The organism is Phycicoccus jejuensis (assembly GCF_044797865.1).
Lineage (GTDB): Bacteria > Actinomycetota > Actinomycetes > Actinomycetales > Dermatophilaceae > Phycicoccus > Phycicoccus jejuensis.
Window position 1 is genome coordinate 446,185 of record NZ_CP085209.1, and the last position, 23,895, is coordinate 470,079.

At 74.1% G+C, this 23,895-nt stretch carries 23 protein-coding genes and 2 pseudogenes; 9 read left to right on the forward strand and 16 right to left on the reverse strand.

Annotation, left to right across the window (positions count from 1 at the left end):
* Positions 1–76: 76 nt before the first annotated feature.
* From LG324_RS01975 to LG324_RS01985, 3 genes and pseudogenes are all read right to left on the reverse strand, one after another.
* Entirely contained in the window at positions 77–241 is a 165-nt protein-coding gene (locus LG324_RS01975) for a hypothetical protein (RefSeq protein ID WP_404351382.1), read from the reverse strand.
* Between the two features lie 187 nt (positions 242–428).
* Positions 429–524 (reverse strand): annotated as a pseudogene (locus tag LG324_RS01980) (hypothetical protein); the annotation flags it as partial.
* Between the two features lie 139 nt (positions 525–663).
* A pseudogene (locus LG324_RS01985) lies at positions 664–936 on the reverse strand (PAS domain-containing protein); the annotation flags it as partial.
* Positions 937–1,060: 124 nt separating this feature from the next.
* Here LG324_RS01985 and asd point away from each other — a divergent pair.
* The 4 genes from asd (at position 1,061) to LG324_RS02005 (ending at position 4,405) form a co-directional block, all read left to right on the forward strand.
* Complete coding sequence (gene asd, locus LG324_RS01990) at positions 1,061–1,912, forward strand: archaetidylserine decarboxylase (RefSeq protein WP_404351385.1); 852 nt, start codon at positions 1,061–1,063, stop codon at positions 1,910–1,912.
* Positions 1,913–2,065: 153 nt separating this feature from the next.
* Positions 2,066–2,671 (forward strand): alpha/beta hydrolase family esterase, encoded by a 606-nt coding sequence (locus LG324_RS01995; RefSeq protein ID WP_404351388.1) that lies wholly within the window; start codon positions 2,066–2,068, stop codon positions 2,669–2,671.
* A complete protein-coding gene (locus LG324_RS02000; protein WP_404351391.1) occupies positions 2,668–3,144 on the forward strand; it encodes a hypothetical protein in 477 nt (158 codons plus the stop codon). The genes LG324_RS01995 and LG324_RS02000 overlap by 4 nt, the downstream gene beginning before the upstream one ends.
* A 40-nt stretch (positions 3,145–3,184) precedes the next feature.
* Positions 3,185–4,405, forward strand: a complete 1,221-nt coding sequence (locus LG324_RS02005) for an FAD-binding domain-containing protein (protein ID WP_404351393.1) — start codon at positions 3,185–3,187, stop codon at positions 4,403–4,405.
* 3 nt (positions 4,406–4,408) lie between these two features.
* Here the strand turns inward: LG324_RS02005 and LG324_RS02010 are convergent, their stop codons facing one another.
* The 3 genes from LG324_RS02010 to LG324_RS02020 all read right to left on the reverse strand — a co-directional run bounded on the left by LG324_RS02010 (position 4,409) and on the right by LG324_RS02020 (position 7,121).
* On the reverse strand, positions 4,409–5,833 hold the full coding sequence (locus LG324_RS02010; RefSeq protein WP_404351396.1) for an HNH endonuclease signature motif containing protein: 1,425 nt from the start codon (positions 5,831–5,833) through the stop codon (positions 4,409–4,411).
* Positions 5,834–5,970: 137 nt separating this feature from the next.
* Positions 5,971–6,549, reverse strand: coding sequence for a DUF664 domain-containing protein (locus LG324_RS02015; RefSeq protein WP_404351399.1), 579 nt, complete (start codon positions 6,547–6,549; stop codon positions 5,971–5,973).
* Positions 6,546–7,121 carry a dienelactone hydrolase family protein gene (locus LG324_RS02020; protein ID WP_404351401.1) on the reverse strand — a complete coding sequence of 192 codons (576 nt, stop codon included), beginning with the start codon at positions 7,119–7,121 and terminating at the stop codon, positions 6,546–6,548. The genes LG324_RS02015 and LG324_RS02020 overlap by 4 nt, the downstream gene beginning before the upstream one ends.
* A gap of 55 nt (positions 7,122–7,176) precedes the next feature.
* On the opposite strand from LG324_RS02020, the gene LG324_RS02025 reads away from it, so the two are divergent.
* Together LG324_RS02025 and LG324_RS02030 are read left to right on the forward strand one after the other, a co-directional pair.
* On the forward strand, positions 7,177–8,148 hold the full coding sequence (locus LG324_RS02025) for a YafY family protein (RefSeq protein WP_030527173.1): 972 nt from the start codon (positions 7,177–7,179) through the stop codon (positions 8,146–8,148).
* Between the two features lie 57 nt (positions 8,149–8,205).
* Positions 8,206–9,612, forward strand: coding sequence for an amino acid permease (locus LG324_RS02030; RefSeq protein WP_404351404.1), 1,407 nt, complete (start codon positions 8,206–8,208; stop codon positions 9,610–9,612).
* Positions 9,613–9,652: 40 nt separating this feature from the next.
* Here LG324_RS02030 and LG324_RS02035 read toward each other — a convergent pair whose 3' ends face one another.
* Together LG324_RS02035 and LG324_RS02040 are read right to left on the reverse strand one after the other, a co-directional pair.
* Positions 9,653–10,342 carry a VOC family protein gene (locus tag LG324_RS02035; RefSeq protein WP_404351406.1) on the reverse strand — a complete coding sequence of 230 codons (690 nt, stop codon included), beginning with the start codon at positions 10,340–10,342 and terminating at the stop codon, positions 9,653–9,655.
* Between the two features lie 60 nt (positions 10,343–10,402).
* Entirely contained in the window at positions 10,403–10,933 is a 531-nt protein-coding gene (locus LG324_RS02040) for a GNAT family N-acetyltransferase (protein WP_404351408.1), read from the reverse strand.
* A 191-nt stretch (positions 10,934–11,124) separates the two neighbouring features.
* Here LG324_RS02040 and LG324_RS02045 point away from each other — a divergent pair, with 191 nt between their 5' ends.
* On the forward strand, positions 11,125–11,754 hold the full coding sequence (locus LG324_RS02045; RefSeq protein WP_404351410.1) for a peroxiredoxin: 630 nt from the start codon (positions 11,125–11,127) through the stop codon (positions 11,752–11,754).
* Between the two features lie 107 nt (positions 11,755–11,861).
* Here LG324_RS02045 and LG324_RS02050 read toward each other — a convergent pair whose 3' ends face one another.
* The 8 genes from LG324_RS02050 to LG324_RS02085 form a co-directional block, all read right to left on the reverse strand.
* Positions 11,862–12,386: a metallophosphoesterase family protein gene (locus LG324_RS02050; RefSeq protein WP_404351412.1), complete on the reverse strand. Its 525-nt coding sequence runs from the start codon at positions 12,384–12,386 to the stop codon at positions 11,862–11,864.
* The gene (locus LG324_RS02055; protein ID WP_084696596.1) at positions 12,383–12,538 is read right to left on the reverse strand and encodes a DUF2256 domain-containing protein; all 156 of its coding nucleotides are present in this window, start codon (positions 12,536–12,538) and stop codon (positions 12,383–12,385) included. Before LG324_RS02055 ends, LG324_RS02050 begins: the two co-directional genes overlap by 4 nt.
* 33 nt (positions 12,539–12,571) lie before the next feature.
* Positions 12,572–14,197 (reverse strand): ABC-F family ATP-binding cassette domain-containing protein, encoded by a 1,626-nt coding sequence (locus LG324_RS02060; protein WP_404351414.1) that lies wholly within the window; start codon positions 14,195–14,197, stop codon positions 12,572–12,574.
* Positions 14,198–14,503: 306 nt separating this feature from the next.
* Positions 14,504–17,299 carry a sugar-binding protein gene (locus LG324_RS02065; protein WP_404351416.1) on the reverse strand — a complete coding sequence of 932 codons (2,796 nt, stop codon included), beginning with the start codon at positions 17,297–17,299 and terminating at the stop codon, positions 14,504–14,506.
* A 41-nt stretch (positions 17,300–17,340) separates the two neighbouring features.
* A complete protein-coding gene (locus LG324_RS02070) occupies positions 17,341–18,168 on the reverse strand; it encodes a carbohydrate ABC transporter permease (RefSeq protein WP_030527165.1) in 828 nt (275 codons plus the stop codon).
* Positions 18,168–19,109 carry a carbohydrate ABC transporter permease gene (locus LG324_RS02075; RefSeq protein WP_404351418.1) on the reverse strand — a complete coding sequence of 314 codons (942 nt, stop codon included), beginning with the start codon at positions 19,107–19,109 and terminating at the stop codon, positions 18,168–18,170. The genes LG324_RS02070 and LG324_RS02075 overlap by 1 nt, the downstream gene beginning before the upstream one ends.
* Positions 19,106–20,470 (reverse strand): extracellular solute-binding protein, encoded by a 1,365-nt coding sequence (locus tag LG324_RS02080; protein ID WP_404351420.1) that lies wholly within the window; start codon positions 20,468–20,470, stop codon positions 19,106–19,108. The genes LG324_RS02075 and LG324_RS02080 overlap by 4 nt, the downstream gene beginning before the upstream one ends.
* A complete protein-coding gene (locus LG324_RS02085; RefSeq protein WP_404351422.1) occupies positions 20,467–21,621 on the reverse strand; it encodes a PfkB family carbohydrate kinase in 1,155 nt (384 codons plus the stop codon). The genes LG324_RS02080 and LG324_RS02085 overlap by 4 nt, the downstream gene beginning before the upstream one ends.
* A gap of 135 nt (positions 21,622–21,756) precedes the next feature.
* Here LG324_RS02085 and LG324_RS02090 point away from each other — a divergent pair, with 135 nt between their 5' ends.
* Together LG324_RS02090 and LG324_RS02095 are read left to right on the forward strand one after the other, a co-directional pair.
* Entirely contained in the window at positions 21,757–22,518 is a 762-nt protein-coding gene (locus LG324_RS02090; RefSeq protein WP_404351424.1) for a DeoR/GlpR family DNA-binding transcription regulator, read from the forward strand.
* A complete protein-coding gene (locus LG324_RS02095; protein WP_404351426.1) occupies positions 22,515–23,879 on the forward strand; it encodes a 6-phospho-beta-glucosidase in 1,365 nt (454 codons plus the stop codon). The genes LG324_RS02090 and LG324_RS02095 overlap by 4 nt, the downstream gene beginning before the upstream one ends.
* Positions 23,880–23,895: the final 16 nt, after the last annotated feature.

The following is a 23,895-nucleotide window of genomic DNA, read 5'->3' on the forward strand; positions in this document are numbered from 1 at the left end:
ACGGCGTACAGGACGGGCACCGGTCGCGCTCCGGAATGCGCGCGACCGGTGCCCGTCCAGCCCGGGGGGCGCCGCCTCAGGTGCGGCGCATGACGTCGAGGAAGGTCCCGACCTCGGCGCGGAGCATCTCGGCCATCTGGGCCAGGCCCTGGCCGACGCGGGGGTCGAGACCGTAGCCCCCGTCCGACATCGAGGCGTTGCCGTCGACGGCGTAGCGGAGGTCGTCGACCATCGGCGACATGTCGCGCACCATGCCGTGGACCGACTAACTCGCGTTGATGCTGCGGCCGGAGGCGGCGATCATCTCCTGGACCTGGTTGGTGATGTCCTCCGTCGACTTCGCGGTGGTCTCGGCGAGCGACGTGGTCCTCGGAGGCGACGACGTCGAACCCGCGGCCGGCGGTCCCGGCCCGGGCCGCCTCGATCTGCGCGTTGAGGGCGAGGAGCCTGGTCTGGGCGGCGACCGAGGAGATGAACCCGACGACGTTCTCGATCTCGCGCGAGGCGCCACCGAGGTTGGCCATCGTCGTGCGAGCGGATCTCGCGGTAGTGGGGCTCGATGACGTTGAGGGCCGAGCGGCTCGGCACGCGACGGTTCGAGTGGTAGCCGATGATCGAGCCACGGGCGTCGAACGTCGGGGTCACGTGGGCGAAGACCCAGTCGTGACCGCCGTCGCCGGCCATGTTGACGACGTAGGCGAAGAGCTCCTGGCCGGCCTGCAGCCGGTCCCAGAGGAGCTTGAACACACCCGCGGGCATGCTCGGGTGGCGGATGATGTTGTGCGGCTTGCCGAGCACGTCCGCCTCGTCGAAGGCGGAGACGCGGCAGAACACCTCGTTCGCGTACGTGATCCGACCCTGCAGGTCGGTCTTGGTCACGATGATCTCGTCGCGACCGAACGTACGCTCGACGCCGCTGGGGGTCGTGCGTGTCATGGGGGGCCTTTCTCCGCAACGGCAATGTCCACCCCGCTCATCGGCGCCGCGACGGGGTGCTCGAGCAAGATCGCGTCAAGATCGGCTCAGGATCGGCGTCGGCCGCCCTTGCTAGGTTGGCCGGGTGCTCGGACGCCTCCTCATCGCCGTCGTCTCGGTCCTGCCCCGGCACGGGATGAGCCGCGGCGCCGGCTGGCTGGCGAGCCGGACCATCCCGCGCCGCCGGCGCGCCACCGTGCTGGGCGGCTTCAGCCGCGTCGTCGGCGCCGACCCCCGCGAGGCGGCGCTCCCGCTCGAGGAGTACCCGACGCTCAACGCGTACTTCACGCGCACCCTCGCGCCCGGCCTGCGGCCGGTGGCCGCGGGGGCGCTCGTCTCGCCTGTCGACGCCACGGTCGGGGCCTGGGGCGAGGTCGTGTCCGACACGCTGGTGCAGGCCAAGGGGCACGACTACTCGCTCGCGGCCCTGCTCGCGGACCGGGCGTACGCCGACCTGTTCGAGGGCGGCACCTACACGACCCTGTACCTCTCGCCGAGCGACTACCACCGCATCCACGCCCCGATCGACGGTCGGGTCACGGCGGCCACCTACGTCCCGGGCGACCTCTGGCCGGTTAACAGCGCCGCGGTGGCGAACGTCGCCGACCTCTTCGCGCGCAACGAGCGCATCGTCGTGCGGATGGAGACCGAGGGCGGCGGCCACGTGGCCGTCGTGCCGGTCGGCGCGACGATGGTCGGGATGACGCGCCTCGCCTTCGACGAGCGGCTGCACACCAACGCCCACCGGCGCGAGGTGCAGCGGTACGACTACGACGAGCCGCACCACCTCGCGGCCGGAGACCCGCTCGGGCACTTCGAGTTCGGGTCCACCGTCGTCCTCGTGTGCTCCCGGGGGGCCGGAGTCGTCGAGCCGCTGACGCTCGGGGCGTCCGTGCGGATGGGCGAGCGGATCGGGTCCCCGGCGACGTCCGGCTGAGACGGGGCGCGACGGTGTCGTCGCGCACCATGTCGCACGGGCCCAGGGGCGACCGCTCGTCCTGGGGTCGCACGCCACCGTGGCAGCGCAGTGCGGGTGGCACGGTGTCCCGGTCCGGCGTCGACGGAGCCGCCGGGAAACGGAGGCAGACCGATGACGTCCACACCGTCCGCCGCCCGCGCGACCGCCCTCGGGCGCAGCCTGGTCCTCCTCGTGGCGCTCGTCGTCCTCGGGGCCGTCGGCCTCGTCGTGACGACCTCGCCACCCGCGCGGGCCGCCGGGCTCACGCAGGTGACCGGGTTCGGCAGCAACCCCGGCGCACTGGCGATGTACAGCTACCGACCCGACGGGCTGCCCTCCGGCGCACCGCTGGTCGTCGAGCTGCACGGCTGCACCCAGAACGCGTCGACGTACTTCGCGAACTCCGGGTGGCGCGAGATGGCCGACCGCCACGGGTTCGCCCTCGTGCTCGCGCAGCAGAGCAGCAGCAACAACTCGAGCTCCTGCTTCAACTGGTTCCAGGCGTCCGACACGGCGCGCGGGCAGGGTGAGGCGCTGAGCATCAAGCAGATGACCGACTACGCGGTGTCCTCCTACGGCCTGGACTCCTCGCGGGTCTACGTCACCGGCCTCTCCGCCGGCGCGGCGATGACCGCCGTCATGCTCGCGACCTACCCCGACACCTACGGGGCGGGTCCATCAACGCCGGCCTCCCCTACCGCTGCGCGAGCAGCACGCTCGACGCGTTCTCGTGCATGAACCCCGGTGTCGACCAGACGCCGGCCGCGTGGGGCGATCTCGTCCGCGCCGCGTCCTCGGGGTACACGGGCAAGCGGCCGCTCGTCTCGATCTGGCAGGGGACGTCCGACACGACCGTGGCCCCGATGAACGCCGGCGAGCTGCGCGACCAGTTCACGAACGTCGCCGGCCTGTCGCAGACCCCGACGAGCACCGGCACCGTCGCCTCGGGTGTCACCCACGAGGACTACGCGGGGCGGGTGCGGGTCACCCGCGTCCAGGGGATGACGCACGGCACGGCCGTCGACCCCGGGACGGGCACCGCGCAGTGCGGCACGGCCGGTGCGTCCTTCATCGACACCTCGGTGTGCGCCGCCTACCAGTCCGGCGGCTACGCCTACGCGACGGGCTCGAACCAGAACCTCGGCCTCTACAACACGTACTACACGTCGACGCTCAGGCAGACCTCGACGGGCTACTGGGAGAAGTGCTGAGCCACAGCGGTTCCGCATCGGCGGCGGGGTAGAACGGAGCATGCGCCTCCCCACCCCGCCGCCACCCGGCGGTGACGACCCCGTCGCGTGGGTGCGCGAGCACCTCGGCCACCTCGTGCGCGAGGGCGCCGACGGCACGCGGCGGGGCGGGCACGTCGGGGGGCAGAGCGCCGCCGACACCGCGCTCGCGACGCTCGACGTCAGCGGGTACGCGTCGCGCCGCAGCACCGTCCTCCCGGTCGAGCGGCGCGGGGCGAGCCGGATGTCCCCGTACATCCGGTACAACCTCGTGACGCTGCGCGAGGCGTGGGACGCGGTCGCCGACGCCCCGGCCCGCGACCGGGCCAAGTACCGCGACGAGCTGCTCTGGCAGGAGTACGCCCGTCACCTTTACGCCCGGGTCGGCCGGGCGCTCGGCCGACCGCTGCGGCGCGAGCAGCCGCGGACGGCGGACCGCTGGCCGACCCCGTGGCCCGACGAGATGGCGTGCATGGCCGCGACGACGGGCGAGCTCGTCGAGGACGGCTGGCTGGTCAACCAGACCCGGATGTGGCTCGCCTCCCAGTGGGCGGTGCGGGCCGGCGCGGACTGGCGGGTCGGCGAGGACGTCTTCTTCGCCCACCTGCTCGACGGCTCGCGGGCCGCGAACCGGCTCGGGTGGCAGTGGACGGTCGGCACGGGGTCCGGGCGTCCGTACGGGTTCAGCCGCTGGCAGGTCGAGAAGCGGGCGCCGTCCCTGTGCCGCGGGTGCTCGCTCGCGGATCGCTGCCCCGTCCAGGGCTGGCCCGAGGACGGCGTCGGCCCAGCGGCGGACGGTCCGCCGCTCGGTCGGGCGCCCGTCCCGGCGGGCCCGGCCGAGGTCGAGGGGGGTGGGGCGGACGAGGTCTGGCTGACCGCGGAGTCCCTCGGCGACGCCGACCCCGCCCTCGCCGCCGACGAGGAGCGCCCGGCGGTGTTCGTCCTCGACGAGCCGCTGCTGGCCGGGCTACGGCTCTCGGGGAAGCGCCTCGTGTTCCTCGCCGAGGCGCTCGGCGACCTCGCGACGCGGCGTCCGCTCGAGGTGCGGCTCGGGGTCGTCGCGGAGGAGCTGGCCGGGCGGCGGCTCGCGGTCACCCACGCGCCCGTGCCCGGGTTCGCCCGGCGCGCTGCCGAGGTGGAACCCGTGGAGGTCCATCCCTACCCGTGGCTCGTGCGGCCGCGCAGCGTGCCGGTGCAGTCGTTCACCGCGTGGCGGCGCGCGGTGGGGGCGCCCCGCTCCTGAGGGTCAGAAGGGAGGGGTGTCGGGCCACCGGGTCGGAGGTCGCCGAGGCGGGTGGTCGCCGGTCGGTGCGACGGTGAACCGTCGGCTCGGGCGGTGGACCTCGACCCGACAGGGCGCTCGTCCCCAGCGGTCGCCGCCGAGGCGCGACTCGAGCGCGTGCTCGACGTCGCTGTGCGGACCGTCCGGAACGGTCAGCCGGGGTTCGCCCGGTGGGGCGGCGAGGTCGTCGGGGGCCGGGAGGTCCCGCGGCGGCCGGTCCCGGAGGTGGTCGGGCGGGTCGGTCGTGCGGACCCGCCCGGTGGGGTCGGTGACGGTGTAGGTGCCGTCCGGGTCCAGCCGCGTGCGCCATCCGGGCCGCTGCTTGGTGCGGTGGTGGCGGCGGCAGAGGCAGACGAGGTTGAGGGCGCTGGTCGGGCCGGCGGGCCAGGGCACGACGTGGTCGAGGTCGCACCACCGGGCCGCGACGGAGCACCCGGGGAAGCGGCAGTGCCCGTCCCGTGCCCGGACCAGGGCCGCGAGGGCCGCACCCGGCCGGTAGGCGGTGATCGCCAGCGCGTCGCCGGCGTCGAGGAGGGCGCCGGTGACCGGGTGGGCGTCGTGCTCGACGACGGTGGTGCTGACGGTGGCCTGCCGGAGCACGAGGTCGGTGAGCGCGCGGGCCCGGGCCCGGTCGATGCGCGCGCACGTCCCGTCGTCGACGTAGCGCTGCGCGAGCGCGTCGATCGCCGCCCACGCCCCGCGCGCCTCCTCGCTGGGGAAGGTCCCCAGCCACGTGTCGACCCCCGGCTCGTCGACCCAGCGGCGCAGACCCGTCGCGGAGCGGGCACGCTCGGCGCGCTGCCGCAGGAGGTCGGGGTCGATCGTCGCGACCAGGCGGCGGACGCGGCGACGCAGCCGGGTGGCGTCCTCCCGCTCGAACCACTCGTCGAGGGACGCCACGACCGTCCGGCGGACGTCCGCCGGACACTCCTCGAGCTCGGCGGCGACGACGTGCGCGCGGGACGCGTCGAGGCGGCCCTGACCCATCGCCTCGTGCAGGCCGCCGAGCCCGGTCTCCGTCGGCGTGCCCTCGGGGCCGTCGGCGGCCCGTCGCACGGCGTCCCGGACCCGCTGCTCGGCGGCGATGGCCGAGAGGCACAGGACGCCGGAGACGATGGCCGGGGCGTCGAGCCCCACGTGCCCAGGGGCCTTCCGGACCTCGCGGACGGTGCCGTCCTCGGCCCGCTCGGGCTCGAGCGCCACGAGGCCGACGAGGACCTCGTCCTGCAGTGCCGTCGCCTCGTCGACGAGGGCCCGGAGCTCGCCGAGGGTCGCCGTCAGCGCCTCACGGGTCCCGACCCGCGTGCCGTGCGAACGCCCGGTGGAGAGGGCCGAGCGCGCCCGGCGCACCACGTCGAGGAGGTCGTCGGACCTGCGGTCGGTGCCCATGTGCTCCCCCCTCCCCTCGGTGGTCCGATCCTATCGAACGCACGTCCGATTGACAAGAGCCCAGAGGGGCTGAATTGGTTGCACGGCAACCTCATTCGCCACACCACCACCATGCTGATCCCTCTCCGGGCGAGGGCTCAGGACGGTGCGCCCCCACCCGGTGGACGCCAGTCCTCCGGCGGGTCCTCACCGACCCGGCCGTCCACCGCCTCGCGGAGCAGGTCGGCGTGGCCGGTGTGCCGTCCGTACTCCTCGAGGAGGTCGAACAACAGCCGCCGGATGCTCGCGTGCCGGCCCTCCTCGTCCGCCGCGTGCGCGGCGCCGTCGAGCCCCCGAGCCTCGACGGCCTCGCGCACCAGGGCCCGGTTGCGCTCCACGGCACCGTCGTACAGCGCGTACAGCACCTCCGGCGGGTCGGACGCGGCGGAGGTCATCTCCCAGTCGTCCTCGTCGTCCCAGCCGTTGTCGTCCCAGACGTCGGGCATCGGTGCGCCGGAGAGGCGTCGGGTCGAGGAGAAGTCCTCGACCGTTGCGAGGTGCTTGAGCAGCGCCCCGAGGCTGAGGGTGGACGTGGGGATGGTCGCGCGCAGCCCGTCGGCGTCGAGGCCGTCCGCCTTGTACCGGAACGTGGCGCGCATCCGGTCCAGTGACCCGAGGAGCTGGTCGGCCTCGGAGCCGGCGAGCGGCGGCTCCCACGGCGGCGGGGTACGGCTCACGGCAGGCGCTCGAGCATCGCCAGCGAGCGCTCGACGACGAGCGCGGTGGCGTCCGCGTCGTACGACGGCAGGGAGCTGTCGACGAACAGGTGGACGTCGCCGGGGTAGACGAAGAGCTCTGCGGCGGAACGACCCTCGACGAACTCGCGTGCGGCGTCGACGTCCCCCTCGGCGCCGAAGAAGGGGTCCTCGGCCATGCCGTGCACCTGCACCGGGAGCCCGTCGGGCCACGTGCCGAAGTTCGACAGGTCGGCGAACGCCTCGAACAGCAGGGCTCCCGCGGCCCCGGGGGTGTTCTGCGCCACCTGCTGGGCCGCCATGACGCCGAGCGAGATGCCGGCGACGACGAACCCGTCACCGAGCCCGTCGGCGGCGGCGACGCCCCGGGCCCGCATCTCCGCGAAGCCGACCGACCCGACGTACGCCGCGCCCTCGTCGATCGACGCGAAGGTGCGCCCCTCGAACAGGTCCGGTGTGTGCACGGTGTGCCCGGCGGCGCGGAAGCGGTCGGCGAGGTCGACGACCCCGGGGGTCAGGCCCTGGATATGGTGGAGGAGCAGCATCTCGGTCATGCGCAGCACCGTAGGGGCGGTTGCGGACGGTCGGCGTCCGGTTGAGGATGGCGGCGTGCGCCCCGACACCAGCCCGGCCGCCCGCGCCCTCATCACGATGGAGGCGATCCAGGACGAGCCGGGCATCACCGCCGAGCGGCTCGCCGAGCGACTCGGGGTGTCCGCGAGGGCGGTCCGGCGCTACGTGGGCATCCTGCGCGACGCCGAGGTGCCGGTGGAGTCGACGCGCGGGCCGGCCGGTGGCTACCGGCTCGGCCGGGGCACGCGGCTGCCGCCGCTGGTCTTCAGCAGCGCCGAGGCGCTCGGGCTCGTCATGGCCGTGCTCGACGGCCACCACGCCGCGGCCGACCCGACCGATCCGGTGGGGGTGGCGGTGGCGAAGCTCCTGCGGGCGATGCCGCAGCACGTCGCCGACCAGGCCGACGTCGTGCGGCGCACCACCGCCGCGGCCCCCGACCGCGGCGCCGCGCGGCCCGACCCGGCGACCACCGTCGCGCTCGTGCGGGCGCGCAGCGAGACCCGGTGCGTCACCGTGCACTACCGCTCCGAGAACGGCCGCGAGTTCACGACCGACGTCGAGCCGTGGGCCGTCGTCGTGCGGCACGGGCGGTGGTACCTGCTCTGCCGGTCGCTGCGCTCGGCGTCGGTGCGGACCTACCGGGTCGACCGCGTCCATCGGGTCGACCTGCTGGACAGCACCTTTCGCGTGCCGGACGACCTCGATCCCGTCGCCTCCCTCGAGGAGCACCTCGGCGCGGGATGGGAGCACGCGACCGAGGTCGTCATCGACCTTCCCCCGGAGCGTCTCGACCACGTGCCGCGCACGCTCGGGCGGCTGGAGGCCGACGGCCCCGGCCGGACGCGGCTGGTCGGCACGACGAGCAACCTGCCGGGGTACGCGAGCGACCTCGCCCAGCTGCAGGTGCCGTTCACGGTCGTCGCCGGTCCGGAGCTGCGGGCGGCCGTCGCCGCCCTGGCCGATCGGCTCGCCGCTGCCGTCGCCGAGCCGGCCCCGTCGACGACCTGAGAGAAGCCCGGATCCTCCGGCGCGCGGGCCACCCCCGCGTGCGGTAGGAACGTCCGGGTGACCACGCCCGACCAGACCTCGCAGAGCGGCCAGAGCCAGCTCGGGACGAGTCTCAAGCCCCGCCACATCACGATGATCTCGATCGCGGGGGTGATCGGCGCCGGCCTGTTCGTCGGCTCCGCCAACGCGATCGAGCAGGCCGGCCCCGCCGTGCTCGTCTCGTACGCCCTCGCCGGCAGCCTCGTCGTCCTCGTCATGCGGATGCTCGGCGAGATGGCGACGGCCAACCCCGACACCGGCTCGTTCTCGGTCTACTCCCAGCGCGCGCTCGGCCGCTGGGCGGGCTTCTCGGTCGGGTGGCTCTACTGGTGGTTCTGGGTGCTCGTCATCCCCGTCGAGGCGACGGCGGCGGCGGACATCCTCAGCCGGATGGTTGGCCTCGACCAGTGGATCTGGGCGCTGCTCGTGACCATCCTGCTCACCGGGACCAACCTCGTGTCGGTCGGCAACTACGGCGAGTTCGAGTTCTGGTTCGCGCTCGTCAAGGTCGTCGCGATCATCGCCTTCATCGCGCTCGGCGTGCTCGCCATCCTCGGCCTGCTGCCGACCTCGGAGGTCAGCGGCGTCTCACGGCTCTGGGAGCCCGACGGCTTCTTCGCCGGCGGCGGTGGCGCCGTCATCGCCGCCATGCTCACGACGATGTTCTCGTTCATGGGCACCGAGATCGTCACGATCGCCGCGGCGGAGTCGCCCGACCCGGCCAAGGGGATCACCAAGGCCGTCAACTCGGTCATCTGGCGGATCTTCATCTTCTACATCGGCTCGATCGCGGTCATCGTCTCGCTGGTGCCCTACAACCGGCTCGAGAACGGCTCGTACCAGACGGTGCTCGAGGCGATCGGCATCCCGGGAGCGCCGGTCATCATGGACGTCGTCGTCCTCACCGCCGTCGCGTCCTGCCTCAACTCGGCGCTCTACACCGCCTCGCGGATGGTCTTCTCGCTCGCGGCCCGTGGTGACGCGCCGAGGGCCATCGGCCGGGTGAACGCCCGCGGCGTGCCGGTCGTCGCCATCCTGCTCTCGATGGTGCTCGGCTTCCTCGCGGTCGTCGGCAACTACGTCCTGCCGGACAAGATCTTCGGCTACCTGCTCGCGACATCGGGTGCCATCGCGCTGTTCGTCTACCTGTCGATCGCGGTCAGCCAGCTCGTCCTCGGCCGGCGGATGCGGGCGTCGCACGAGGTGCCGCCGGTGCGGATGTGGCTCTTCCCCGGCCTGACCATGGTCGTCATCGGGTTCATCGTCGTCGTCATCGGCCTCATGGCCTTCGACCCCGGCCAGCAACAGGCCATCGCCTTCTCGGTCGTGTCGGCGGCGGTCATCGTCGCGCTCGGGGTCTACCGGCAGCGGCGCGCGGGTGACGCGCGGGAGGTCGTCGAGGACGAGCCGGCCGTCCGCGCCTGAGGCAGTTCGCCGGGGCGACGGTCGGCGCCGCGCGCCCGGCTCAGGCGCCGGGCGCGCAGACGACGCCGCGGTTGCCGTCCGGGTCGGCGAGGACGACCAGCCGGGGAGCCTGGCTGTCGTCGACGACCGTCGCGCCCGCGGCGACGGCGGCGGCGATGCGCGGGCCGGCGGCCTCGGGGGCGACGTAGACCTCGACGTGGACGCGCTGTCCGGCGCGCTCCTCGGCGGGGTCGTCGAACCAGAGGTTGGGGATGCGCTGGGCGGCGTCCCGCACCTCGTCGCCGGGCGTGCCCCGGCCGCGGCTCGCGGGGTCGCCGGTGAGCAGCGCGGCCCAGACCGGGGCGACGCGCGCGGAGTCGGGGGTGTCGAGGCCGAGCTCGAGCACGCTGACGGCGGCCGGGTCGGGGGCGAGGCCCTGCGCGGCGGCGACCTCGGTGATGCGACGGGCGAGGTCGACGTCCTGCTGCGTCATCCACTCGACGACGTGCTCGGTGCCGTCGTCCTCGCGGTAGATCGCGTCCTCGGTGCTCAGCTTGAGGTCGACGACGCCCGGGGCGATCGCCACGCGCGGGTGGTGGCCGACCTCGTCCCCCGCCTCGGCGACGGCGGCGACGAAGCGGGCGGCCGCCGCGAAGTCGTCGACGCGGTAGCGGGCGTGCAGCCCCTGGGCCAGCCGGCGCCAGTCGTCGAGCGCGGCCGCGGCGATGTCGTCTCCCCCGAGCATGTCCATGACGGGCGACCCTAGCCCCGATGTGCCGTGGACGACAGCCCCCGGGAGGGCGGCTCCGGGTCAGGGAGCGACGAGCTCGAACACCTCGAGCGTGGCGTCCATGTACCTGGTGCTCGGGCCGAGGTGGCGCATCCCCAGGCGTCGGCACACGGCCGTCGAGGCGGTGTTCTCGGGGTGGACGACGGCGACGACGCGGGTCAGCCCACGGGCGAAGGCGTCGTCGAGGACCATCCGTGCCGCCTCGGTGGCGTAGCCGTGGCCCCAGGCGTCGGGGTGCAGGTGCCAGCCGACCTCGACTTCGGGAGGCCCGTCCGTCCGTTCGTCCGTGCTCAGGGGCACGGGCTTGAGGAGGAGGTTGCCGAGCCGGCGCCCGTCGTGGTCGGCGACGAGCCAGACGCCGTGCACATGGTGCGCGCTGATGGCCCGCCGCCGGTGGATCGACGCCAGCGCCTCGTCGCGCGAGGTCATCGTCGACGGGGCCGCGCCGAGGTGCCGGACGACCTCCCAACGGCCCTCGAGGTCGAGGAGGAAGTCGGCGTCGGCGGGCTCCCAGGGCCGCAGCACGAGCCGCTCCGAGGTGAGGGTGCGCACGGCGCCGACCCTAGCGACGAGGCGTCGGCGCCGGGGTGCGTCCCGGATGTCCCCGCAGCCGCCGGGTCGTCCGGCAGCAACCAAGGCGTCCGATCTGCCGGCCTCGCGCGTCCGGAGTGCGGGCAACCTGAGACGACCGGCGGGGTCCATCGATAACATGTGGTCAGCCATCTTCAAACGAGGAGTTATCAATGTCCCTCCACCTCGGCGACACCGCCCCCGACTTCACCGCCGACTCGACGGCCGGCCCGATCAGCTTCCACGCGTGGAAGGACGGCGCCTGGGCCGTGCTGTTCAGCCACCCGGCCGACTTCACGCCCGTCTGCACGACCGAGCTCGGCCGGACCGCGGCGCTGGCGGGGGAGTTCGCCGCGCGCAACGCCAAGCCGATCGCCGTGTCCGTCGACTCGGTCGAGGACCACGGCCGCTGGGTGCCGGACATCGCCGAGGTCGGCGGGGTCGCGGTCGACTTCCCGATCATCGCCGACCAGGACCGCACCGTCGCGCAGGCCTACGACATGATCCACCCCGGCGAGGGTGACACCTCGACCGTGCGGTCGGTCTTCCTCGTCGACCCCGGCAACAAGGTGCGCCTGACCATCACCTACCCGAAGTCGGTGGGGCGCAACTTCACCGAGATCCTCCGGGCCCTCGACGCGCTCCAGCAGACGGACGCCGCCCCGGTCTCGACGCCGGCCGAGTGGCAGCCGGGCGACCGCGTCATCGTCGCCCCGACGATCTCGACCGACGACGCCCGCGAGCGCTTCGAGAACGTCGACGAGGTCAAGCCCTACCTGCGCTTCGCCGACGCCCCGGCCTGAGCCGGCGGCCGTCCGGCCCGAGACACGAGAACGTCCACGAGACCCCGGCTCCGAGACGGGGTCTCGTGGACATTTCGGGGTGACCCCGAAATGTTGAGGCGCCGGGGTCAGGCGGGGGTGTGCGGGGGGAGGCGGTGGAGCTCCACGTCGTGGATGCCGCCGTCGGCCAGCCGCAGGGTCATCCACGTGAAGTCCGGCTGGCGCCGGCGGTCGGTCGGCGAGCCGGGGTTGAGCAGCCGCAGGCCGTCCTGCGCGGTGTCCCACGGGATGTGGCTGTGCCCGAACACGAGCAGGTCGACGTCGGGGTACGCGACGCGCATCCGCTCCTCGCGGCGCTGCTTCTGGCCGGTCTCGTGGACGACGGCGATGCGCACGCCCTCGATGGTCGCGCGGGCGACCTCGGGCAACCGCGCCCGCAGGCCGGGGCCGTCGTTGTTGCCCCAGCAGGCGAGCAGCCGGGCGCTGCGGGCCTCGAGGGCGTCGAGCGTCGCCTCGTCGACCCAGTCGCCGGCGTGCACGACGAGGTCCGCCGCCTCGACGGCGTCCCAGAGCGGCGCCGGCAGGTCCTTGGCCCGCTTGGGCAGGTGGGTGTCGCTCATGAGCAGCACCCGCGTGCCGGGCTCGCGGCTCATGCCTCGTCCTTCGGGCGGTTGCGGCGGCAGGCCTCCGAGCAGTAGCGCACCTCGTCCCAGTCGCGGGCCCACTTCTTGCGCCAGGCGAACGGCCGGCCGCACGTCGCGCAGACCTTGGTGGGCAGGTCGGCCTTGCGGGTCATCCGCGCCATCGGGCGTCCTGGTCGTGGCGGCGGCTCATCGCCTCACCGTACGTCGCCGCGTGCGGGCAGCGGCAGCTCGCGTGCGGTCCATCGACGCCGCAGCCAGCGGTCGTGCGAGGCGACGAGCACCGTCGCCGGCGACGCGTCGACGGCCTCCTCGAGCTCGTCGACGAGGGTGAGCGACAGGTGGTTCGTCGGCTCGTCGAGGAGGAGGACGTCCGGGCGGTCCAGGACGACGAGGGCGAGGGCGAGCCGTCGCTGCTGGCCGAGGCTGAGGTCGCCGACCGGGCGGGCGGCGTCGCGCGGGTGGACGAGCCCGAGCGGCAGGAGCGCGGCCCGCGCGTCGTCCTCGGCGAGGCCCTGCTGCGCGGCGACGAGCTGCTGGGGGCTGCGCCGCGGGTCGTCGAAGACGGTGTCCTGGGCGAGGCGCGCCACCCGGCCGCCGACGTCGACGCCGCGGTGCCGCGGGGCGTCCGCGAGGGCGCGCAGCAGCGTGGACTTGCCGCAGCCGTTGGGCCCGGTGACGAGCAGGTGCTCGCCGGCCGCGACGTCGAGCCGCGCGAGCCGGAGGCGTCCGGGCACGTGGAGGTCGCGGACCCGCACGCCCGAGGACGGCGCGCCCCCGCGGCCCAGGTCGACGTCCAGCCTCAGCCGCGCCGGGGGACGCGGCACGGGGTCGGCGACGATGCGCTCGAGGCGCCGCTCGGCGTCCTTGGCCCGGCGGCGGGCGGCGGTCTGCACGCGCGAGCCCTTGAACGCGTGGATGAACTTGTCGTTGTCGGTCGGGCCCCGGCCGTGGGCGACGCCGCCCTCGCGGGTGACGGCCCGCTCGCGCAGGTCCGCGACGAGCTCGCGCTCCTCGAGCCACTGCTCCTCCCAGCGCCGGCGGGCGGCCGCCTTCGCCGCGCGGTAGTCGGCGAAGGAGCCGGTCCACGACGCCCCGCCGACACCGTCCGTGCCGCGGTGGCGCGGGTCGAGGTCGACGACCCCGGTGCAGGCCCGCTCGAGCAGCACCCGGTCGTGGCTCGCGACGAGCACGGCTCCCGGCATCGACGACAGCTCGGACTCGAGGAACTCGAGCGCGGCGTCGTCGAGGTGGTTGGTCGGCTCGTCGAGGAGGAGCGCGTCCGGGCGGCGCACGAGGAGCGCCGCGAGGGCGAGGCGGGTGCGCTCGCCGCCGCTCGTCCGCGCGACGAGCCGGTCGTGGGGGATGCGCTCCAGCCCGAGCGCGTGCGCCGCCACCTCGGCCCGGCGGTCGGCGTCCCACGCGTCGCGGGCGACGGCCCGGGCCAGGGCGTCGTCGTAGGCCGCCGAGGTCGTGGCGTCGTCCGGCCGGGTGGCGAGATCGGTGGCGAGCCGCTCGACGTCGGCGGCGAGCCGGTGCAGCGGCGCGAGGGCCGCGCGCAGCACGGCGCCGACGGTCGCGGACGGGTCGAGCCCGGAGTCCTGCGGCAGGTACCCGAGGTCGTCGGGGAGGCCCGCTGACCCCGACGTCGGGGCGAGCCGGCCGGCGAGGCAGGCAAGGAGCGTCGACTTGCCGGAGCCGTTCTCGCCGACGAGCCCGACGCGGTGGCCGGGCGGGACGGTGAGCGAGACGCCGTCGAGGACGAGGCGGCCGTCGACGGCGTAGGACAGGTCGCGGACGACGAGGGGGGAGGATGCTGGCACGGGGACTCCACGCGGTGGTGCTTGCGTGCTCGCCGGGCGGTGCCTCGGGCGCGAGCAGGGCGTGGGTCAGTGCTTCATGGTCCGACCACGGTACCCCGGCGCCACCGGGTGGTCGCAACCCGCATTCGTCCCCGGAGCCCCCGCGCACGCCGGTGCGGGCTACACCGCAGTACGTGCTGCTGTGGCGACACTTACTGCGGTGTAGCCCGCGATGGGTCGTGCGAGTGGCGGGTTCTCACCGGTGTCGAGGGCGGAAGTGGTTGCTCCGGCGACCACGTCCGCACTCGACTCCGAGGGGGAGGGGGGTCAGCGGGGGCCGGCCACCGACGCCAGCGTCCCGCCGGCCCGGTCGAGCCAGCCGACGTAGACGCGGGTGTTGCTTCCGCCGCGCCGGTCGAGGTCGACCGTGATGCCGCGCTCGGTGGCGCCGCCGATCGTGACGGTGCGGGACCCGATGGTGCCCTTGCCGTCGACGACGTAGACGTGCGCCGTCCCGGCGGCGTTGGCGTGCAGGCGGACCCACGCGGTGTCCTTCGAGGTCGAGACGCGCTCGACCCATCCGGCGCGCTGCGGCGCGCTCGCGGGGCCACCGGCCAGCGGCACGTCGTTGCGCACCGCCTGCTCGAGCGACGGCGGGCTGTCGAGCGACGACAGCGCCGTGCGCGGGATCACCGGCTCCGGCGCCTCGGTCGGACGGTCAGCCGGCGGGGTGTAGCCCGGCAGCGTCGCGACGCCCCAGCGGTACGGGTCGCCCTGCACGCCGCCCCAGGTCGACCAGCCGATGCGGGTCTGGCCGGTCTTGTCCTGGGTGTCGGAGTCGTAGACGAACAGGTCGAGCCCGAGGTGCTCGGGGTCGACCGCGCCGGGGAGCTCCGACATCGGGATGGACACCTCGACGGTGTAGCCGTCGTACGGCTCGTTCACCGTCGACGCCACCTTCATGCCGGGAGCGGTCTCTGCCGCCGGGCCCTGGTGGTTGTCGGCGTCGCGCAGGCCGCACGCCGGACCCTCCGCCGTGGCGGGGAGGACGGCTGCCTTGAACGTCGTCGAGGTGTTCTCGCTGTCGCCCCGCGGGTCGATCGCGATCTCGACCGAGTCGGTGCGCCAGTGCCGCTTGCAGTCCGCAGTGTCGAGCCGGGTGCCGAGCACGTCGTCGGTCACGTGCACGAGGACGTTGAGCGTGTCCTCGTGCCAGGCGACCTTCGCCGTGGCCGAGCAGTCGGCGGCCGAGGAGCAGGCCGTCCCCTCCCAGAGGCGGGAGATGTCGATGGCCTCGCCGGGGTACTCGCCCGGCGACTCGGTGCCGTCGACCACCGGTGCGGCGGAGGCCTCCTCGATCGTCGTGGTCGGGACGATCTCGAGGGCGCCACCGGTCGTCGAGGTGCCAGCCCGGGTCGTCGTGACGATCCGGTAGGCGTAGTCACCGGCCGCGGCGCCGGGGGTGCCGCCCTGGTTGGAGGTCGGGAGGGAGGCGTCGGTGTTGGTGACGGTGAACGTCACGCTGCCGTCCGCCCCGGCCGCCAGCGGCCCGTAGTCGGCGCTCGCCGGCTCGGCGGAGAAGCCGTCGGGCAGCTCGAGGGCCACCGTGCCGGCATCCGGGCGGGTGCCGTTGTTGTGCAGGTCGACCCGCACCTCACGGCTCTTGCCGGAGGCGATGGGCAGGACCGGCGTGACGGTGCCGCTCAGCTGGGGCTCGTCGGCCGTCGCCGGGGCCCACCGCTCGAAGTCGGCGACCTGGGGCAGCAGCTGCTGGCGCGCCGAGACCGTCGGGACGACCTCGACGACGCGGTCGGAGTAGCCGGACCCGACCTTCGTCGAGAGGCGGGCGGCGACGCGCGCCCGCTGGCCGGCGTCGGCGTCGGCCGCCGGGGTGACCGTGAACGTGCGGGTGACGGTGCGCCCGGGCTTCACGGTGCCGAGGTCACGTCGGCCGGTCGCGGTCCAGCCGTCGGGCAGGTCGAGCCGGACGGAGGCACCCGGCAGGGCGCGACGGGGCGCCGTGACGGAGACCGTCGCCTCGAACGACCGGCCGGGCAGGACACCGAAGCGGTCGGTGTCGACGCGCAGGCCGGTGCCCAGCGGGACGGTGCCCGGTGCGTGCACCGTGGACCCGGCGAGCGCCGACCAGGAGCGCTGCGCCGCAGCGGTGCCCGGCTCGGCGAACGGCACGCGCGAGTCGACCTGGCGGAAGACGTCGCAGCCGATCTTCGTCGGGTCGGTCGGCACGTCGGGGAAGCCGGCCCAGCCCTGGGAGGCGTACTGGCGCTGCGCGTCGCGCTCGACGGCGGCCCAGGTGCGGCCGTCCGGCGAGGTGGCGCCGGCCCACACGCCGTAGACCGTCTGGGTCGGGTCCTTCGGGGCGAGCTGCGCCATGCACTGCTCACCGGTCGGGGCGGTGGCCGACCCGCGCATCATCAGCTTGTCGGGCGAGAACGGCCGCAGGCCCTCCGAGCGGATCTGCTCCGGGTAGCGCGTCGGGTCGCCCGCGGCCGCGAAGGCCTCGGTCGCGAGGCGCGCGGCCTCCTGGTGGTTGCCGTGGTTGCCGGGAGACGGCGCGGGGTCCATCGTGAAGAGGATCTCGGGGCGGGTCTCGCGGATGACCCGGACGACCTTGCCGAGGACCTCGTCGTGGTCCCAGACCTCCTGGGTCAGCGGGTCGCTGACGGTGTAGTAGAAGTCGACCTCGTCGAGGTTGAAGATGTCGGTGATGCCCGCCCGACCGACGGCCGAGCGCTCCTCCTTCTCGCGCAGGAGGCCGAGCGGCGGGCCCTCCTCGGGGCCGACCGCGTTGCCGCCGCCCTCGCCGCGCGTCACGGTGACGACGCCGGTGCGCAGGTGGTTGTCGTGACCCCACTGCCCGTAGGCCGACAGCGAGCCGGCCTCGTCGTCGGGGTGCGCGCCGATGAACAGCGCCCCGAGGTCGACCGGCTTCCCGGCGGACGTCGTCGAGGTCGGCGGGCGCGAGGAGTGTCCTCCGCCGTGGTGGTCACCGGACGTGGTCGCCGCGGCGGCCCCCGCCCCGGTGAGCGCGAGCGCGACGGTGGTGGCGAGCGTCGCCACCCTCCGCGCGGACGCGCGTGGTCTGCTGACGTGCGTGGTCATCGTTGACCCCAATCCCTGTCGGTGGTGCGGAATCCCCTGCCCTACTCCCGGACTGCTCCTTCGAGCATCCCGGCGATGAAGTGGCGCTGCAGGAACAGGTAGAGCACGACCACCGGGGTCGCGACGATGCAGGCACCGGCCGCGAGGAGGGTGAAGCCCTGCGTGTACTGCCCCTGGAAGAACGCCAGCCCGAGCGGCGCGGTGCGCAGCGACTCGGAGACGACCATGACGAGGGGGACGAGGAACTCGTTCCAGGTCCACATGAAGGTGAGCACGGTGAGCGTGACGACCGCCGGCCGGGCGAGCGGCACGAGCACCTGCCAGAGGATGCGCCACGTCGAGGCGCCGTCGAGCCGGGCGGCCTCGACGACGGACCGGTTCGCGGAGCGGAACCAGGCCCGCATCCAGAAGGTGCCGAACGCCACGGACTGCGCGACCTGCGGCAGCAGCAGCGCCCAGATGGTGTCGGTGAGCCCGAGCGCGCGCAGGTCGTAGTACAGCGGCACGAGCACGGCCTCGCTCGGCATCATGATGCCGACGAGGAAGACGTAGAACAGCACCGTCGCCCCGCGGAAGCGCATCGTCCCGAGGGCGTAGCCGGCGAGGAGCGAGAAGACGACGCTGACGACGACGACCGTGCTCGAGACGAGGAGGCTGGTGCGCAGGTAGCTGCCGAACCGGCCCTGGTTCCAGGCGGTCACGAAGTTCTCGGGGTGCAGGCCCAGGACGCCGGCGCCCACGGTGCCGCCCGCGGCGTCGTCCGGCCCGAGGGCCGCGACGACGACCCCGAGGATCGGCCACAGCGCGAAGACGGCGAAGGCCGCGAGGATGACGTAGTTGGTGGCGCGCTCGGCGCGGGAGACGCGCATCAGCGGTCCCGCTCCGCGATCCGGGTGATGCCGAACGAGATCGCGAAGATGATGACCGTCAGCACGACGGCGATGGCGGCGGCCGACCCGACACGCCCCTGCTGGAAGGCGCGGTTGTAGACCTCGTACGACGGCACCGAGGTGCTCGTGCCGGGCCCGCCGCGGGTCGTCACGTAGACGAGGTCGAAGGTGCGCAGCGCCGCGATCACGGTGAGCGTCAGGGCGACCGCGATCTCGCCACGCAGCGCCGGCAGCGTGACGACGAAGAACTCACGCACCGCGCCGGCGCCGTCGAGCCGGGCGGCCTCGTAGAGCTCGGTGGGGATCTTGCCCATCCCGGCGAGCAGCAGCACGGTGACGAGGCCGATCTCGAACCACGTGCCGATGAGGCCGACCGCCGGCAGCGCGGCGGTGTAGTCGCCGAGCCAGCCCCGGGTCAGGGCGTCGAGTCCGATCGCCGACAGCAGGTCGTTGATGCTGCCGTCGGGTGCGTACATCCGGCGCCAGGCCACGGCGATGACGACCATCGCGACGACCTGCGGCAGGAAGACGACGGTGCGGAAGAAGCCGAGGCCGCGGACCTTGGCGCGCCCGAGGACGGCGGCGAGCACGAGGCCGACGACGAGCGGCAGCAGCGCGTAGAACGCGATGAGGACGAGGGCGTGCCCGAAGGACGCGCGCAGGGCCGGGTCGCCGACGACCTCGACGTAGTTGTCGAGGCCCGCCCAGGTCGCCAGCGTGTTGCCGTTCCAGTCGTAGAGCGAGATCTGGACCGCGCGCAGGAGCGGGTAGAGGAGGAAGGCCGCGTAGACGAGGAGCGCCGGCAGGACGTAGAGCCAGCCGACGGCGCGCGGCTCCCCGGGGGGCCCGCCGCGGCGTCGGCGGCGGGTCCCCTCGGGGGTGCGGGCGCGGCTGGGTGCCGCCGTCGCGGTCTCGCTCATCCGTTCTGGGCGACGAAGTCGCCGTAGTCCTTCTGCACCGTCTCGAGGAACTGCCCGGGCGTGGCCTTCTTCGCGAGGAGGTCCTGCAGGGCCGCGCCGAGGGTGTCGGACATCGTCGGCGTCGCGTAGTCGAGGTACGGGACGAGCGAGTCGTCGTCGACGGCGGTGCCGAAGGCGGTGAACACGTCCTGCCCGATCGCGCTCGGCGCCTTCTGGTCGGCGGTGTCGGCGACCGGCAGGTTCTCGGTTTTCGCGAGGATGCCCATCGCGTCCTTGTTCGTGATGAAGTCGATGTAGGCCGCGGCGGCGTCGGGGTTCTTCGTCTTGCTCGAGACCGCCCACGGGATGCCGGTGCCGCCGGTGGCGACGGGCGCCTGCTGGGCCTTCGGCGGCAGGACGAAGGTGACGTCGTCGCCCATCGCCTTGCCGAGGTCGGCCTGCAGCCAGGTGCCGGCGATGAGGTAGGCGCCGGTGCCCTTGCTGAACTGCTGCCAGGCGGGGTCGTAGCCGAGCCCGTTGACGTCCTTGGAGAAGTAGCCCTTGTCGACCCAGTCGACGAGCGTCTGCGCGGCCTTCGTGTTCTCGGCGGTGGTCCAGCTGCCGCCGGGCTGCCCGAAGCCGAGGGTCCGGATCTGGTCGGCCGGCGTGGTCTGCGCCTGGACGGTGCCGAAGACGTGGATGGCGGGCCACTTGTCGAGGTTGCCGAGGACGAGAGGCTGCTCGCCGGCGTCCTTGACCTTCTGGAGGCTCGCCTCGAAGCCGGCCCAGTCGCTCGGGACCTCGGAGACACCGGCCTTCGCGAGGACGGCCTTGTCCGCGTAGACGCCGACGACCTCGCCGACCTGCGGCAGGCCGTAGAGGTTGCCGGTGCCGAAGGTCTTGCCGTCGGGCGAGTAGCTCGAGTACTTGCGGACCGACTCGGGGTAGCGGTCGGTCCAGCCGTAGGCGTCGGCGTAGCGGTCGAGCGGCAGGAGCTGCCCGGCCTGGACGAACTTGCCCATGTCCGGGCGCCCGTTGTTGGCCTGGAAGACGTCCGGGGCGTCGTTGCCCGAGAGGGCGAGGCCGAGGATGGTCTTGAGGTCGTCGAACGAGCGCGAGACGCGCTTGAGCGTGATGTTCGGGTACTTCGCCTGGAACTCCTTGTTGAGCTCCTCGATCTGCGCGGCCTGGCCGCCGCGGACCTCCTGGTCCCAGACCGTCAGGGTGACCTGGCCGAGCGACGCGGGGTCGGTGTTGACCGTCCCGGTCGGGGCGGCGCTGGACCCCGTGCCGTCGCTGCCCGACCCGGGGGTGCAGGCGGTGAGGGCCAGGGCACCCAGGGCGCCGACGGCGATCAGGCGGGTGGTGGGTCGTCTCCTCATGCGGGTGCTCCTCGGTGGATGACGGTGCCGCGGGGGTATCCCTCGACGTCGACGTGGCGGGCGATGGTGGCGGTGGCGCGGCGCCCGGCGCCGACGGGGACGTCCTGGACGAGGTCGTCGAGGAACGCGTACCGGCGGCGGACCGAGCGGTGGTAGCTGTCGGTGGCCTCACCGTCGCGCAGGTGGTGCCACCAGTCGGCGATGTCGCCCCAGCCGGGGGCGGCGAGCGAGCCGCCGAAGTGCTGCACGGCGAGTGCCGAGCACAGCGCGGCGAACGAGATGCGCTGCTGGAGAGGCCACTCCGCGAGGGTCCCGAGGACGACGGCGGCCCCGAAGACGTCACCGGCGCCGGTGGGGTCGAGGGCGTCGACGCGCAGCGCGGGGACGACCGCCTCCTCCCCGGTGCGCGAGTCGATCGCCAGCGCGCCCTCCTCGCCGTTGGTGACGACGGCGAGCGGCACGAGGTCGGCGAGCGCGTAGAGCGCCTCGCTCGGGGTGCGGGTGCGGGTGTAGGCCATCGCCTCGACGGCGTTGGGCAGGAACGCGTCGCACGTGCCGAGCTGCTCGAGCACCGTGCGCGGCCACGTGCCGCTGGGGTCCCAGCCGACGTCGGCGAACACGAGCGCGCCCTGCGCCCGGGCCTTCTCGACCCACGTCGGCTCGTCGGCGTCGACGAGCAGCCGGTCGGGTGCGAGCTCGGCCATGACGGCGCGGCTGCGCGGCGGCTCGCCGATGAGGGCGGTCGCGTCGAGGGGCGGCGGGTGGCCGTGGCTGACCATCCCGCGGTCGCGGGCGACCGCCATCGAGACGGTGACCGGCGAGTGCCAGCCCTCGAAGCGGCGCGAGCGGGAGAGGTCGACGCCCTCCTCGTCGGCGAGGGTCTCCCAGCAGAAGTCGCCGTAGGCGTCGTCGCCGAACGCGGCGGCGAGCGAGGTGTTGAGGCCGAGCCGCCGCGCGGCGACGGCGAGGTTCGCGATGCCGCCGGGGCACGAGCCCATCCCCGTGGCCCAGACCTCCTGGCCGCCGTCGGGCAGCGCCTCGAGGCCGGTCATGATGATGTCGAGGAAGACCGTGCCCCAGACGAGGACGTCGATCTGCGGGGCGTCGTCGGCCCGCTGCGCGGCGAGCGGGTCGAAGGCCGGGGACGGCACGGCGGGCTCCTCGGGTCAGCGGGGCGGTCGAAGGGCCAAGCATGCACCCGACGACGGGGTCGGACAAGCAGTCGGTGCACCTAATTCTTCATCCGTGATCATGACGTGACGAAATCTGATCGGTACAGTGACGGCATGCGAGCGGCCCGGCAGCGATCCATCGTCGGTCGCCTCCGCGCGCGCGGGGTCGCCTCGACCGAGGAGCTCGCCGAGCTGTGCGGGGTGTCCGTCGCCACGGTGCGGCGCGACCTCATCGAGCTCGAGCGGCTCGGCTCCCTGCGTCGGGTGCACGGCGGCGCCGTCCCGACGAACGTCGCCGACGCCGACGCGCTGCGGGGCTTCGCCGAGGTCGCGGCCACCGACGCCGGGGACAAGGCGGCCGTCGCCCGGCGGGCCGCCGCGATGGTCGCCGACGGCGACTCGGTCGTCCTCGACATCGGGACGACGACGATGCTGCTCGCCCGCGAGCTGCGCGGCCGGCACGTCACGGTCGTCACCGCGAGCCTCGCCGTCCTCGACGTCCTGCGCGACGACGACGCCGTCGAGCTCATCCTCCTCGGCGGCATCGTCCGCCGGACCTACCACTCGCTCGTCGGGTCGCTCACCGAGGACGCGCTGCGCCAGGTGCAGGGCTCGTACGTGTTCCTCGGCGCCAGCGGCGTCCGGGCCGACGGCACCGTGCTCGACACGACCGCGGTCGAGGTGCCGGTCAAGCGCGCCCTGCTGCAGGCCGGTGACACCTCGGTGCTCCTCGTCGACCGGCACAAGATGCCCGGCACCGGCTCGCTGCGCGTCTGCGAGGCCGGCGCCGTCGACCTCGTCCTGACCAACGAGGGGGCCGACCCCGCGACCCTGGCGGCCTGTCGGGCCGCCGGCACGGAGGTGGTGCTCGCATGAAGCTCGCGATGCTCGGCGGTGGGGGCTTCCGGACCCCGCTCGTCTACGGCGCCCTGCTGCGCGACCGGCACGAGCGACGGGTCGACGAGGTGTGGCTGCACGACGTCGACGAGGAGCGGCTGGCCGCCATCGGGCGGGTGCTCGCCGAGATGGCCGACGGCGACCCCGACGCCCCCTGCGTCCACACGAGCACCGACCTCGACACCGCGCTCGAGGGCAGCGACTTCGTCTTCTCGGCCATCCGGGTCGGGGGCCTCGAGGGTCGTACGGCCGACGAGCGCGTCGCCCTCGACCTCGGGCTGCTCGGCCAGGAGACCACCGGCCCCGGCGGCCTCGCCTACGGGCTGCGGACCGTCCCCGTCGCGCTGCACGTCGCCGAGCGCGTCGCCGCGGTCGCCCCCGACGCGTGGGTCATCAACTTCACGAACCCGGCCGGGATGATCACCGAGGCGATGCAGTCGGTGCTGCACGACCGCGTGATCGGCATCTGCGACAGCCCGATCGGGCTCGCGCGCCGGGCCGCTGCGACGCTCGGCATCGACCCGGCCCGCACGACCGTCGACTACGTCGGGCTCAACCACCTCGGCTGGCTGCGCGGCCTGCACTTCGACGGACGCGACGTCCTGCCCGACCTCCTCGCCGACGACGCCGCGCTCGCCTCGATGGAGGAGGGGCAGCTCTTCGGGCTGGACTGGGTCCGCACGCTCGGGGTCGTGCCCAACGAGTACCTCTACTACTACTACTTCACCCGCGACGCGGTCCGCTCGATCACGGCGGCGCCGCAGACCCGCGGCGAGTACCTGCTGGACCAGCAGCAGGGCTTCTACGCGTCGCTGCGCTCCGGAGGGCCCAGCGGCCCGAACGGGTCCGGTGCGCTCGCCGAGTGGGACCGCGTGCGGATGGAGCGCAACGCCACCTACATGCAGGAGGCGCGCGGCGAGGACGAGGAGCGCGACGAGGCCGACGTCCAGGGCGGCGGCTACGAGGGGGTCGCGCTCGCCATCATGGCGGCGATCTCCCGCGGCGAGCCGGCCGAGCTCATCCTCAACGTGCGCAGCCGGGGCACGGTCCCGGGCCTGCCGGACGACGCGGTCGTCGAGGTCCCCTGCACCGTCGACGCCTCCGGCCCCCGGCCGCACCCGCTGCCGCCGCTCACCGGGCACGCGCTCGGGCTCGTCGAGCAGGTCAAGGCCGTCGAGCGGCTCGTCATCGCGGCGGCCCGCACCGGCTCCGAGCGCGACGCGGTGCAGGCCTTCGCCCTGCACCCCCTCGTCGACTCCGTCACCGTCGCCCGCGAGCTGCTCGCCGGCTACCGGTCGCGCATCCCCGCGGTCGACGCCGTCTTCGCGCGCGGTCGCTGAGGCCGGGTCCGGCCAC

Coding starts and splice junctions, on each gene's coding strand:
- LG324_RS02020 (WP_404351401.1), bottom strand. CDS start 7,121: ATGACCGAGATGCTGCTCCTCCACCATATCCAGGGCCTGACCCCCGGG.
- LG324_RS02050 (WP_404351412.1), bottom strand. CDS start 12,386: ATGAGCCGCGAGCCCGGCACGCGGGTGCTGCTCATGAGCGACACCCAC.
- LG324_RS02095 (WP_404351426.1), top strand. CDS start 22,515: ATGAAGCTCGCGATGCTCGGCGGTGGGGGCTTCCGGACCCCGCTCGTC.
- LG324_RS02080 (WP_404351420.1), bottom strand. CDS start 20,470: ATGAGGAGACGACCCACCACCCGCCTGATCGCCGTCGGCGCCCTGGGT.
- LG324_RS02055 (WP_084696596.1), bottom strand. CDS start 12,538: ATGGCGCGGATGACCCGCAAGGCCGACCTGCCCACCAAGGTCTGCGCG.
- LG324_RS02035 (WP_404351406.1), bottom strand. CDS start 10,342: ATGGACATGCTCGGGGGAGACGACATCGCCGCGGCCGCGCTCGACGAC.
- LG324_RS02005 (WP_404351393.1), top strand. CDS start 3,185: ATGCGCCTCCCCACCCCGCCGCCACCCGGCGGTGACGACCCCGTCGCG.
- LG324_RS02010 (WP_404351396.1), bottom strand. CDS start 5,833: ATGGGCACCGACCGCAGGTCCGACGACCTCCTCGACGTGGTGCGCCGG.
- LG324_RS02000 (WP_404351391.1), top strand. CDS start 2,668: ATGAACCCCGGTGTCGACCAGACGCCGGCCGCGTGGGGCGATCTCGTC.
- LG324_RS02045 (WP_404351410.1), top strand. CDS start 11,125: ATGTCCCTCCACCTCGGCGACACCGCCCCCGACTTCACCGCCGACTCG.
- LG324_RS02065 (WP_404351416.1), bottom strand. CDS start 17,299: ATGACCACGCACGTCAGCAGACCACGCGCGTCCGCGCGGAGGGTGGCG.
- LG324_RS02070 (WP_030527165.1), bottom strand. CDS start 18,168: ATGCGCGTCTCCCGCGCCGAGCGCGCCACCAACTACGTCATCCTCGCG.
- LG324_RS01975 (WP_404351382.1), bottom strand. CDS start 241: ATGTCGCCGATGGTCGACGACCTCCGCTACGCCGTCGACGGCAACGCC.
- LG324_RS02075 (WP_404351418.1), bottom strand. CDS start 19,109: ATGAGCGAGACCGCGACGGCGGCACCCAGCCGCGCCCGCACCCCCGAG.
- LG324_RS02090 (WP_404351424.1), top strand. CDS start 21,757: ATGCGAGCGGCCCGGCAGCGATCCATCGTCGGTCGCCTCCGCGCGCGC.
- LG324_RS01995 (WP_404351388.1), top strand. CDS start 2,066: ATGACGTCCACACCGTCCGCCGCCCGCGCGACCGCCCTCGGGCGCAGC.